This is a genomic window from Micromonospora sp. Utrum1 (genome assembly GCF_057197805.1).
The window spans coordinates 429,644-441,735 of sequence record NZ_CM170071.1 but is presented as its reverse complement, the minus strand read 5'-3'; the positions used below and the strand labels follow the sequence as shown (position 1 = coordinate 441,735).

At 73.1% G+C, this 12,092-nt stretch carries 10 protein-coding genes; 3 read left to right on the top strand and 7 right to left on the bottom strand.

The features are described from left to right. Positions 1-40: 40 nt before the first annotated feature. Both purF and AC0OLQ_RS02110 read right to left on the bottom strand, forming a co-directional pair. Positions 41-1,570: an amidophosphoribosyltransferase gene (gene purF / locus AC0OLQ_RS02115; RefSeq protein WP_484529980.1), complete on the bottom strand. Its 1,530-nt coding sequence runs from the start codon at positions 1,568-1,570 to the stop codon at positions 41-43. A 169-nt stretch (positions 1,571-1,739) separates the two neighbouring features. Further along, positions 1,740-2,063, bottom strand: a complete 324-nt coding sequence (locus tag AC0OLQ_RS02110; protein WP_357332869.1) for a sterol carrier family protein — start codon at positions 2,061-2,063, stop codon at positions 1,740-1,742. A 187-nt stretch (positions 2,064-2,250) separates the two neighbouring features. Between AC0OLQ_RS02110 and AC0OLQ_RS02105 the strand changes: the two genes are divergently transcribed. Next, positions 2,251-4,290 (top strand): carboxypeptidase regulatory-like domain-containing protein, encoded by a 2,040-nt coding sequence (locus tag AC0OLQ_RS02105; protein WP_484529979.1) that lies wholly within the window; start codon positions 2,251-2,253, stop codon positions 4,288-4,290. Between the two features lie 126 nt (positions 4,291-4,416). On the opposite strand, the gene AC0OLQ_RS02100 is transcribed toward AC0OLQ_RS02105, so the two are convergent. The 4 genes from AC0OLQ_RS02100 to purS all read right to left on the bottom strand — a co-directional run bounded on the left by AC0OLQ_RS02100 (position 4,417) and on the right by purS (position 8,893). Then, on the bottom strand, positions 4,417-5,166 hold the full coding sequence (locus tag AC0OLQ_RS02100; protein ID WP_357332868.1) for a 2-phosphosulfolactate phosphatase: 750 nt from the start codon (positions 5,164-5,166) through the stop codon (positions 4,417-4,419). A 10-nt stretch (positions 5,167-5,176) separates the two neighbouring features. Next, the gene (gene purL / locus AC0OLQ_RS02095; protein ID WP_484529978.1) at positions 5,177-7,882 is read right to left on the bottom strand and encodes a phosphoribosylformylglycinamidine synthase subunit PurL; all 2,706 of its coding nucleotides are present in this window, start codon (positions 7,880-7,882) and stop codon (positions 5,177-5,179) included. 67 nt (positions 7,883-7,949) lie between these two features. Further along, positions 7,950-8,633 (bottom strand): phosphoribosylformylglycinamidine synthase subunit PurQ, encoded by a 684-nt coding sequence (gene purQ, locus AC0OLQ_RS02090; protein WP_484529977.1) that lies wholly within the window; start codon positions 8,631-8,633, stop codon positions 7,950-7,952. Further along, entirely contained in the window at positions 8,630-8,893 is a 264-nt protein-coding gene (gene purS, locus AC0OLQ_RS02085) for a phosphoribosylformylglycinamidine synthase subunit PurS (protein WP_484529976.1), read from the bottom strand. Before purS ends, purQ begins: the two co-directional genes overlap by 4 nt. A 470-nt stretch (positions 8,894-9,363) precedes the next feature. Between purS and AC0OLQ_RS02080 the strand changes: the two genes are divergently transcribed. Then, positions 9,364-10,047, top strand: a complete 684-nt coding sequence (locus tag AC0OLQ_RS02080; protein ID WP_357332209.1) for a S1 family peptidase — start codon at positions 9,364-9,366, stop codon at positions 10,045-10,047. A gap of 129 nt (positions 10,048-10,176) precedes the next feature. Then, positions 10,177-10,638 (top strand): YbjQ family protein, encoded by a 462-nt coding sequence (locus AC0OLQ_RS02075; RefSeq protein ID WP_357332207.1) that lies wholly within the window; start codon positions 10,177-10,179, stop codon positions 10,636-10,638. 10 nt (positions 10,639-10,648) lie between these two features. Here AC0OLQ_RS02075 and purB read toward each other — a convergent pair whose 3' ends face one another. Then, on the bottom strand, positions 10,649-12,070 hold the full coding sequence (gene purB, locus AC0OLQ_RS02070) for an adenylosuccinate lyase (RefSeq protein ID WP_484529975.1): 1,422 nt from the start codon (positions 12,068-12,070) through the stop codon (positions 10,649-10,651). Positions 12,071-12,092: the final 22 nt, after the last annotated feature.

Sequence of the window (12,092 nt, the reverse complement as noted above, 5' to 3'; positions counted from 1 at the left end):
CCCGCGGGACCGGTTTGCGACCGGCTCCGCGTCGGTGGTGCTACGGGTGGTTGCTCGGCGTGGCGACGAGCGCGGCGGTGGTTACGGCGGTGGGCTCGGACGCCTCGGCGGCGACCCGGCGGCCCACTCCTTCGAGCACGTGCTTGCCGATCAGGTTCTCGGCCGGCAGCTCGATCGGGTATTCCCCGTCGAAGCAGGCCCGGCAGAGGCGGGTCTTCGGCTGCTCGGTGGCGGCGATGAGACCGGGGAGTGACACGTAGCCGAGCGTGTCGGCCCCGATCGAGCGCCGGATGCCCTCGTTGTCCAGCCCGTTGGCCAGCAGCTCGGCCCGGGTGGCGAAGTCGATCCCGTAGAAGCAGGGCCACCTGACCGGCGGCGAGGAGATCCGGACGTGGACCTCCAGCGCCCCCGCCTCGCGCAGCATCCGCACGATGGCCCGCTGGGTGTTGCCCCGGACGATCGAGTCGTCCACCACCACCAGGCGCTTGCCGCGGACGTTCTCCCGCAGTGGGTTGAGCTTGAGCCTGATGCCGAGCTGGCGCAGGGTCTGCGAGGGCTGGATGAAGGTGCGCCCGACGTACGGGTTCTTCATCAGGCCCTGGCCGTAGGTGATGCCGGACTCCTCGGCGTAGCCGATCGCGGCCGGGGTGCCGGACTCCGGCACCGGGATGACCAGGTCGGCCTCGACCGGATGCTCCCTGGCGAGCTGGCGGCCGATCTGCACCCGGGCGGAGTGCACGTTCCGGCCGGCGATGGTGGCGTCCGGGCGGGCGATGTACACGTATTCGAAGAGGCAGCCCTTGGGCTCCGGGGCGGCGAACCGGCTGGACCGCAGCCCGTCCTCGTCGATGGCGATCAGCTCACCCGGCTCCACCTCGCGGACCACGCTCGCGCCGACGATGTCCAGCGCGGCGGTCTCGCTCGCCACCACCCACCCGCGCTCCAGCCGGCCGAGCACCAGCGGGCGGACCCCGTGCGGGTCGCGGGCCGCGTAGAGGGTCGACTCGTCCATGAAGACGAAGCTGAACGCGCCGCGCAGCTGGGGCAGCACCTCCAGGGCGGCCGCCTCGACGGAGAGGTCGGGGCGGCTGGCCAGCAGCATGGTGACCAGCGAGGTGTCGTTGGTCGAGCCGTCGGAGTCCACGCCCCGCTCGGCCACCTCGCGCTGGAGCTCGGCGGTGTTGACCAGGTTGCCGTTGTGGGCCAGCGCTATCGTCGTGCCGGCGCTGGTGGCCCGGATGGTCGGCTGGGCGTTCTCCCAGGTCGACCCGCCCGTGGTCGAGTAGCGCGCGTGCCCGATCGCCACGTGCCCACGCAGGCTGGCCAGGGTCGGCTCGTCGAAGACCTGGGCGACCAGGCCGAGGTCCTTGTAGACCACCACCCCGGACCCGTCGCTCACCGCGATGCCCGCGGCCTCCTGGCCGCGGTGCTGGAGGGCGTAGAGCCCGAAATAGGTCAGGTTGGCGACCTCTTCCCCCGGCGCCCAGACGCCGAAGACGCCGCAGGCGTCCTGGGGGCCGGGTCGCTGGGGGTCAAGGTCGTGGCTCAGCCGGCCATCGCCTCGGGGCACCTGCCGCTCCCTCTTGCTGGGGTCTGGACTGGCCTGGCGGAGGTCGGGGGGCAAGCTCCGCACGGTGGGCCGGGGACCGTCGTCGCCTCACAGTGTACGCGAACAGCAGTCGACACCGACAGTCACGATTCGCCCGCAGAGCGTGATCGTACGGGAGCCGTCGCCGCAGCTAGAGCGGAAGGTGGTCGGACAGGTCCGCCCGGATGCCGGACACGCGTACGCGACCCTGGGTGACGGCCTCCGCCCAGCCGAGACGGCCGGTGGCCAGCGCCAACCAGGTCGGCGGGTCCATTTCCACCACATTCGGAGGCGTTCCGCGGGTGTGTCGCGGCCCCGCCACGCACTGCACCGCGCCGTAGGGTGGAACCCGCACCTCCACCGATCGGCCGGGGGCGCGCTCCGCGAGGACGGCCAAGAGGGTACGGACCGCCTCCCGGAACACCGGCCGATCGGGCGTACGCCCCTCATCCAGCGCCGTCAACGTTGCCGCCACGGCGGCCGAATAAGTGTGCGGAGAGGACACGACGGGACGATACGACCCCGCTGCATCGCGCTCGACGCTGGCCCTGGGTAGAGATGATCCGGTCAGACAAGGCATAGTTGCCGACGGCGTATTCGTACCGTGAGTGATCACCCGGCCGGACCGGCCGGCGGGAGATCAGACCCGGAAGGCGGTGGACGTGTCAACACACCGACGTGCCTGGAAGCAGCGGGCCGGTGTGGTCGTAGCGCTGGTCTTCGGCGCGCTGCTCGCCGTCCCCGCCACACCCGCCCTGGCGGCTCCCAGCATCAGCAACGTGTCCGCCTCGCCGAACTCGGTGGAGGCGGGCGGCTCCGTCAAGGTGACCTACAACCTCAACTTCACCGACCCGCTGGCCAGTGCGGACGTGTCGGTCACCTCCAGCAACCCGAAGCTCAACTGCGTCGACGGCTGTTCGCGTGGCCGGGTCAACCAGAACGGCACCTTCGACGCCACCTTCCGGGCTGCCTCCGACGCGCCGAACAGCTCCGCCACGATCACGATCAAGGCGACGGATTCCAACGGGCCGAACAAGCAGGACGAGTCGGCCACGGTGATGGTGACCCTGGTCGCCAAGGCTCCTCCCACCCCGCAGACGGTCAAGTCGGTCTCCGGCAAGGTGGTCATCTCCGACAACGGCGAGCCCATCGCGGGTGCCCTCGTCATGCTTCGGGACAGCCAGAACAAGCAGCGCCAGACCAACACGGACGGCAGCGGCAACTTCAAGTTCACGGGCTCCGCCTCGGATCCCATCGCGCCGGGCCGGATCGACCTGGGCGCCTCCAAGGACGGCAGCACCCCCGGCACCAAGTCGATCAATGCCAGCGCCGGCCAGGCCCTGACCGGGCTCCGGATCAGCGTGCCGATCAAGGTCGAGGCCAGCCCGAGCCCCAGCCCGTCGGCCAGTGAGGAGCCCCTGCCCAGCGACGACGCAACCGACGAGGCGACGGACGAGCCGGCCACCGAGGCGCCCGCCGCCCAGCAGCCGGCCGCCAACGAGGACTCGGGTGGCTTCGGTTCCTGGCTGCTGATCCTCCTCGGCGGCCTCTTCGTCGCCGTCGGTGTGGGCACCATCGTGCTGCTCTACATGCGCCGCAAGAACGAGGACGGCGACGGGGACGACCCGAACGGGCCGGTCGGCCCCGGTGGCCCAGGTGGCCCGGTCGGGGCGGCCGGCGCGGTGCCGGGTGCCCGGGGCGCCTACCGGGGCGCCGACGACCAGACCCGGGTCGTGAACGGCATGGGTGCCGGGGCGGCGCCGACCATGATCGGCGGCACCTCGCTCAGCGACGCCCCGACGATGATGCACCGCCCGGTCGTGGACGACGTCCCGCCGGACCCGTACGGCGCGCCCCCCGGACCCGGGTACGGCGCCGCGGCCGGCCAGGCCGGCTGGGCCGGCAACGGCTACGGCGACGAGGCTCCCGGTCAGGGCGGCTACGGCGGCAACAACGGCTACGGCAATGCCCCCTCGTCGGGTGGCGGCTACGGCACGGCGCCGTCCTCGGGTGGCGGCTACGGCAGCCGGGACTACGGCGCCGGCGCCGCCGGCTACCCGCCCGCCCACCCCGGCGGCTACGGCAACGAGCGCTACGACGAGCCCACCGGCCGCTACACCGGTGACAGCACCCAGTACGCGCCGCCCGCCGACCCGTACCCGACCAGCACCTACCAGCCGGACCAGGGACGGGGCTACGACCAGCCCGGCCAGGCCCAGTACGGCCGCGGCCCGGAGCCGGCCGGCAACGGCTACGGCCCCGGTGGCGGCTACGGCGCTCCGGCCGGTGGCTACGACAACGCTCCCGCGGGCGGCTACGACGGCGGACCGAGCGGCGGCTACGACAGCGGACCGGCCGCTGGCTACGACAGCGGCCAGACCGGTGGCTACGACAGCCGCCCGGGCGGCTACGACGCCGGCCAGCAGGGTGGCTACGACGGCGGCCAGCGCGGCGGCTACGACGGTTACGACCAGCGCGGCGGCTACGGCGGCGACGGTTACGGCCAGCCCCAGCAGAGCGGCTACGGCCAGCAGGGCGGCTACGGCCAGGAGCAGCAGCCGCCCCAGCAGCGCGGCGGTGGCTATGACAAGCAGGGCCACGACCAGGGCGGCTACTACGCCGACCCGGCCGAGGCCGGCCGGGCCCGACCGGACGCCCCGCAGGAGCGCGGCGGTCGCCGCCTGGACTGGCTGGACGACTGACCGCCGGGGCGCGAGCGCCCCACCCGAGCACGACGAGAGTGGCCGCCCGGCTCAGCCGGGCGGCCACTTCGCGTAGGAGCGGGCATGGGGCTGCCCGGCGACATCGCGCGAGGGTTGTCAGCGGTTTCAGGCGGCGGCGAAGTAGCCGTGGCGCAGCACCGGCACCACGTCGGAGACGCCGACCTCGACGGCGACCTCCACGTCCTCGGCGAAGCCGCCCTCGACGAGTTCCCGGCCGGAGACGCACCCCCGGACCGCCGCCGGTACGTCGGGCGTGCTGGCCAGGGCGGCCAGGGCCATGGCCGCCTCCACGGAGAGCCCGCCCGGAACCCCGGAGAGGGCGTCCAGCACGCTGGCCGCCCCGAGCTGGTCCTCCACACCGGGGCGCAGCGACCCGTCCGGCCAGCGCTCACCGGCGGCCACCACACCCACGGGGGCGTCGTTCGAGCCGTACCCCTGGGCTCGGAGCCAGCGCCCGACGGCGGGCGCGTTCCGCAGGCACGCCGCGATCACCGGCACGCCGGTGGCGCTCGCGGCGGCGCTGATGGCCGAGCCGTTCGGCGACGGCAGCACCAGGTCGGCGACGACCGGCGCGGTCCGCAGCGCCGCCGGCGAGAGCGACCACGGGTGTTCCGGGGTCGTCTTCCGGCGGCCGACCGCGGCGACGGCGCCGACCCGGCGGGCGTAGTCGGCTGCCTGCTCGCCCCACGGGAACGGGTGCACGCGCATGCCGCGGCTGACCGCCACCTCCACGGCGGTGGTGAACGAGAGCACGTCCACCACCACCAGGGCGGCGCAGACCCGGCCGAGTTCCGCGGCCCCGCTCAGCCCCCAGTCGAACCGGGCGCCGGCGCCGGGCTGGGCGAAGACCGCCAAGGCCAGGGCCTCAGCGCGGATCCGGCGCCGGGCGCTGGTCCGGGTCACCGGTGGCCGTCGCGGAGCCGTCCGGGCCGGACCCGTCCTCGGAACCGTCGGTCGTGGTGGCTGCGGCCTCCGGAGCCTCGTCCGCCGGGGCGTCGTCGGTCACCGGAGTATCCGTCACCTCCGCGGGCGCGGTCGCCTCGGTCCCGGTCTCCGCTGCGGCGGAGCCGGCCCGCGCGATCGGCTCGGCGTCGACCTCGGCCGGGTCGACGTCGACCGGCTGCTCGGCGGTGGCCGGCAGGACGGTGGTGGTCCCGGTGCGGGTGGCCTCCACCTCCACCCGGGCCGCCTCCGCGCCGCCGAAGAGGCGCGGCAGGGTGGCGGTGTGCGCCTCGCGCAGCTCGTCGAGGCCGATCCGGAACTGGCCGTGCACCTCCAGGGCGCCGCCGGCCGGGTCGGTGACCCCGATGAACTCCCACGGCACCCCGCGCTCGGCGCAGAGGGCGGTGAACGCCTTCTCGCGCCCGCGCGGCACCGACACCAGCACGCGGCCGGCGGACTCGCTGAACAGGAAGACGAAAGGCATCGAGCCGTCGGCGAAGTGCTCCGGCAGCACGACCCGGGCGCCGACCCCGCGCCGCAGGCTCGACTCGACCAGGCTCTGGGCGAGACCACCGTCGGAGAGGTCGTGCGCGGAGCTGAGGTGCCCGACCCGGGCCGCGTCGGCGAGCAGCTCGGCGAGCTGCCGCTCGCGGGCCAGGTCGACCTGCGGCGGGATGCCGCCGAGGTGCTCGTGGGTCACCCAGGCCCACTCGGAGCCGGAGAGCTCGACGTGCGTCTCGCCCAGCAGGAAGAGCTGGTCGTGGTCGCCGGCCGGCCGCGGCACGAAGCCCATCGGCACCCGGTCCGCGACGTTGTCCAGCACGCCCAGCACGCCGACCACCGGGGTCGGGTGGATGGGCGCCGCGCCCGTCTGGTTGTAGAAGCTGACGTTGCCGCCGGTCACCGGGATGCCCAGCTCCAGGCAGCCGTCCGCCAGGCCGCGGACGGCCTCGGCGAACTGCCACATCACGCCCGGGTCCTCCGGCGAGCCGAAGTTGAGGCAGTTGGTGACGGCGATCGGCTTCGCGCCGGTCACCGCCACGTTCCGGTACGCCTCGGCCAGTGCCAGCTTCGTCCCGTGGTACGGGTCGAGGCGGGCGTACCGGCCGTTGCCGTCGACGGAGAGGGCGACGCCGAGGCCGGTCCGCTCGTCGATCCGGATCACGCCGGAGTCCTCCGGCTGGGCCAGCACGGTGTTGCCCAGCACGTACCGGTCGTACTGCTCGGTGACCCAGGTCTTGTCGGCCAGGTTCGGCGACGCGATCATGCGGAGCAGGGTCTCCCGGAGCGCCTCCGGGGTGCTCGGCCGGGGCAGCGTCTCGGCCCGGTCGGCCTGGAGCAGGATCAGGTCGGCCGGCTCGCGCATCGGGCGGGCGTAGACCGGGCCGTCGTCGACCAGCGAGCCCGGCGGCACGTCCACCACCAGCTGGTCGCGCCAGGTGATCAGCAGGCGGCCCGGCTGGCCGTCCAGCGACGGCGCGGTGACCTCACCGATCGCGGTGGCGAGCACGCCCCACTTCTCGGCGGTCTTGAGCACCGCCTCCAGCTTGTCCGGCGTGACCACCAGCAGCATCCGCTCCTGGGACTCGCTGGCCAGGATCTCGTGCGGCTCCATCGAGGGCTCGCGCAGCGGCACCCGCTCAAGCCAGACCCGCATGCCGGTGCCGGCCGCGGCGGCCGTCTCGGTCAGCGCGCAGGTCAGGCCGGCGCCGCCGAGGTCCTGGATGCCGACGACCAGCTCGGCGTCGTACAGCTCGAGGCACGCCTCGATGAGCAGCTTTTCGGTGAACGGGTCACCCACCTGAACGGCCGGGCGGCGCTGCTCGCTGCCCTCGTCGAAGGTGGCGCTCGCGAGCACCGACACGCCGCCGATGCCGTCCCGGCCGGTCTTGGCGCCCATCAGCACCACGACGTTGCCCGGCCCGGCTGCGGCCTTGTTCTGCAGCCGGGACACTGGCAGCACGCCGAGGCAGAGCGCGTTGAGCAGCGGGTTGCCCTGGTAGCTGGGATCGAAGACGAGCTCGCCGCCGATGTTGGGCAGGCCGAGGCAGTTGCCGTAGCCGCCGACGCCGGCCACCACGCCGGGCAGCACCCGGGCGGTGTCCGGGTGGTCGGCCGCGCCGAAGCGCAGCGGGTCCATCACGGCCACCGGGCGGGCGCCCATGGCGAGGATGTCCCGGACGATGCCGCCCACGCCGGTCGCCGCGCCCTGGTACGGCTCGACGAAGCTCGGGTGGTTGTGCGACTCGACCTTGAAGGTCACCGCCAGCTCGTCGGAGACCTGGACCACGCCGGCGTTCTCGCCGATGCCGGCCAGCAGCCGGTCGCTCGGCGGGGCCTTCTCGCCGAACTGGCGCAGGTGCACCTTGCTCGACTTGTAGGAGCAGTGCTCGCTCCACATGATCGAGTACATGGCCAGCTCGGCCTGGGTCGGCCGGCGGCCGAGGATGTGCCGGATCCGGTCGTACTCGTCGTCGCGGAGGCCCAGCTCGGCGTAGGGCTGGAGCTCCTCGGACGTGCCGGCGGCCCGGGGCACGGTGTCCACGCCGAGGGCCCACTCGTCGGCGGGGCCGGCCTGCGGCACCACGCCCGGCGTCTCCCGCAGGGCCGGGTCCGGATGGGTGGTCATGACCTCTCCTCGCTGCGCTCGCCGCCGTGGCGGCGGGTGAGCCGACCGATGATGCCGCCGCGTACGGTCACGCCGGGGCTCCCACCAGGTGCTTGAGCACCGAGGTGAAGAAGCCGAGACCGTCCAGGGAGGGGCCGGTGAGCTCCTCCACCGCGTGCTCGGGATGCGGCATGATGCCGACCACGTTGCCGGCCTCGTTGGTGATCGCGGCGATGTCGCGCTGCGATCCGTTGGGGTTGCCGCCGACGTAACGGGCGACGACGCGGCCCTCGGCCTCCAGCCGGTCCAGGGTCGCCGGGTCGGCGACGTAGCAGCCCTCGCCGTTCTTGACCGGGACGAGCACCTCCTGGCCCGGCTGGAACGTGTTGGTCCAGGCGGTGCCGACGGCCTCGATCCGGAGGACCTGGTCCCGGTTGCGGAAGTGCAGGTGCTGGTTGCGGGTGAGCGCGCCGGGCAGCAGGTGGGCCTCGCAGAGGATCTGGAAGCCGTTGCAGATGCCGAGCACCGGCAGGCCGCCGCGGGCGGCGTCGACGATCGTCTCCATCACCGGGGCGAACCGGGCGATCGCCCCGCAGCGCAGGTAGTCGCCGTAGGAGAAGCCGCCCGGCAGGACGACCGCGTCCACCCCGTGCAGGTCCGGGTCGCCGTGCCAGAGCCGGACCGGTTCGGCGCCGGCGATCCGGACGGCCCGGGCCGCGTCCCCGTCGTCGAGCGAGCCGGGGAACGTCACCACACCGACCCGGGCGGTCACGAGCGGGCGTCCGCGGTCTCGTCGGCCTCGACCAGGCGGACGGTGAAGTCCTCGATGACCGGGTTGGCGAGCAGCTTGTCGGCGATCTCCCGGGCCCGGTCCAGGTCCGGTTCACCAATGAACTCGATCTCGATCCGCCTGCCGATCCGGACCGAGGCGACGTCGCTGACGCCGAGCCGGGGCAGCGCGTTTGCGACGGCCTGGCCCTGAGGATCGAGGATCTCGGGCTTGAGCATGACGTCGACGACGACGCGAGGCACGGGGCACTCCTGACTGTGTACGCAGTTGGGTGCCGGCCCACAACGGGCGAGCGGAGCCAGCCTACCTGGCAGATACCGTCCCGCCCGAACCGGCCGGGGCCGGGTCAGGCAGTGATCGGCGTGACCGCCCGCCGGGACAAAGGGCTGATGCGCGTTCGTTGCGGCGTCGATACGAATTCGTTGCCCGGCGTGGCGGCCAGGTCGGGGCGGAAGGGCTCTCACCAGGCATTTCGCCGCACGGCGCCGGCGGTCGGACCGGTTTCCGACAGGCGGGGCGGCGGACCGGCCCCGACCGGTGCGCAACATCGCTTGATTTCGATTCAACTCTTGTGACGAACATCCGCCCACCCTTAGCATGCATCGTCAGACGTCGATGAATTCATCGGCTCCCGCCGCCGGGTCCACCCCGCCCGGCGGCACCACGATCTGCCCGGCGATCCCGGGCATCCCCCGCAGAAGGAGTCCCCGACATGCGTCTCCGTCCCCTGCTCGCCGTGCTGACCACCGCCCTCGCCGGCGTGCTGGCCACCGCCTCCGGCGCCGCCGCCGCACCGGCCGGCCCGCAGCCGATCATCGGCGGCAGCACCGTCTCGTCCGCCCCGTGGGCCGCCGCCGTGTTCAGCAACGGCTCCTTCACGTGTTCCGGCAGCGTGATCGCGTCCCAGTGGGTGCTCACCGCCCGGCACTGTGTCAGCGGCTCGATGTCGGTCCGGGTCGGCAGCGTCTACTACGCCTCGGGCGGGGTCACCCGCACCGTCTCCGCCTCCTACACCCGCTACGACCTGGCCCTGCTCCGGCTCTCCAGCGCGGTCAGCACCTCCGCCGTGACGCTGGCCAGCAGCAACCCGCCGGTCGGCTCCACCAACTCGATCTACGGCTGGGGCATGACCTGCTACAGCGGCTGCGGTGCATCTCCCCAGCTCAAGACCGCCACCGTGCAGGTGACCAGCACCAACGCCACCGACGCCTACGGTGGCCAGGCGATCCGCAGCACCCGGATCAACGGCAACGCCTGGCGGGGCGACTCGGGCGGCCCGCAGTTCTACAACGGCCGGCAGGTCGGCGTGGCCTCCACCGCCGACGGCTCCAGCATTCAGAACTACGGCAGTGTCGCGTACAACCGGGCCTGGATCACCTCGGTGGCCGGTGTCTGACGGTTAGCGCCGGTGCGGCGCGGATGGGTCGGTGGCATCCCGACCGTCCGCGCCGCGCCGTTTTGCAGCATCCGATCAGGTGAACACGGCTCACGAACCGGCCGCCCGGTGGCTGACAGCATCGGAAGCGTGCTGGTCGTGACGACGGATCAACTGCCCGGCTACGAGATCCGCCAGATCCTCGGGGAAGTGGTCTCCTCGATGGCGAGGACCCGCAACCCGTACCGCGAGGGGGTCAAGAACCTGCGCGGTGGCGCCTACGACCCGATGGCGCCGGACAACCTGACCCGCTGGCGTACGGACTCGGTGGCCCGGCTCGGCGAGGAGGCGCAGCGGCTCGGCGCGAACGCGGTGATCGGCATGCGCTTCGACAGCCGGGACTGCGGCGAGATGTGGATGGAGATCTGCGCATACGGGACGGCGGTGATCGTCGTACCCAAGATGCCCGACGTCATGCCGCCCGACCAGCCGATGGTCGCGGCCGAGACCGCCCACGACCCGGAGATCGCCTCCGCCCCCGGCGGCATCGCCGAACCGGCCAGCGCCCCCAACCTCCGGACCGCCGCCGAAACCCCGACCCCCGGCTCCTGACGGGCTGCCGTCAGAGGATGGGCGGCGGAGAGTAGGCGGCGGCCTCCGGGTGGGCCTGGACGATCTCGGAGATGCGGGCGGTCACCCGGTCGACCTGGGCGCCGGCGGCGCCCACGAAGGCGTTGCGATCGGCGACCAGGGCGTCGATCTCGGCCCGGGTCAGGCCCAGCCGGCCGTCGGCGGCGAGGCGGTCGAAGAGGTCGTTCTCGGGGGCGCCCTTCTCCCGCATGGCCAGCGCCACGGCGACCGCGTGCTCCTTGATCACCTCGTGCGCGACCTCCCGGCCGACGCCCCGGCGCACCGCCGCCACGAGGATCTTGGTGGTGGCCAGGAAGGGCAGGAAGCGCTCCAGCTCCCGGTTGATCACCGCCGGGTACGGGCCGAACTCGTCGAGCACGGTGAGGAACGTCTGGAACAGCCCGTCGGCGGCGAAGAAGGCGTCCGGCAGGGCCACCCGGCGGACGACCGAGCAGGAGACGTCCCCCTCGTTCCACTGGTCACCGGCCAGCTCGCCGACCATCGACAGGTAGCCCCGGATGATCACCGCGAAGCCGTTCACCCGCTCCGACGAGCGGGTGTTCATCTTGTGCGGCATGGCGCTGGAGCCCACCTGGCCCGGCTTGAAGCCCTCGGTGACCAGCTCCTGGCCGACCATCAACCGGATCGTGGTGGCCAGCGACGACGGCGCGGCGGCGACCTGGGCCAGCGACGAGAGCACGTCGAAGTCCAGCGAGCGCGGGTAGACCTGGCCGACGCTGTCCAGCACCCGGGCGAAGCCCAGGTGCTCGGCGACCCGGCGCTCCAGCTCGGCCACCCGGTCGGCGTCGCCGTCGAAGAGGTCCAACTGGTCGGCGGCGGTGCCCACCGGCCCCTTGATGCCGCGCAGCGGGTAGCGGTCGATCAGGTCGGTCAGCCGCTCGTACGCGATAAGCAGCTCCTCCGCGGCGGAGGCGAAGCGCTTGCCCAGCGTGGTGGCCTGCGCGGCGACGTTGTGCGACCGGCCCGTCATCACCAGGCCGGAGTATTCGTGGGCGTGCCAGGCCAGCCGGGCCAGGGTGGCGACGATCCGGTCCCGGATCAGCTCCAGCGAGGCCCGGATCTGGAGCTGCTCGACGTTCTCGGTGAGGTCCCGGGAGGTCATCCCCTTGTGCACGTGCTCGTGCCCGGCGAGCGCGCTGAACTCCTCGATCCGGGCCTTCACGTCGTGCCGGGTGACCCGCTCGCGCTCCGCGATCGAGGCCAGGTCCACGTCGTCGACCACCCGCTCGTACGCCTCGACCACCCCGTCCGGCACCGGCACGCCGAGGTCCCGCTGGGCCTTCAGCACGGCTAGCCAGAGCCGCCGCTCCATGCGTACCTTCTCCTCCGGCGACCAGAGGGCGACCAGCTCGGGCGAGGCGTAGCGGTTGGCGAGCACGTTCGGGATCGTCACTTCCCCATTCTCCCGTACGCGC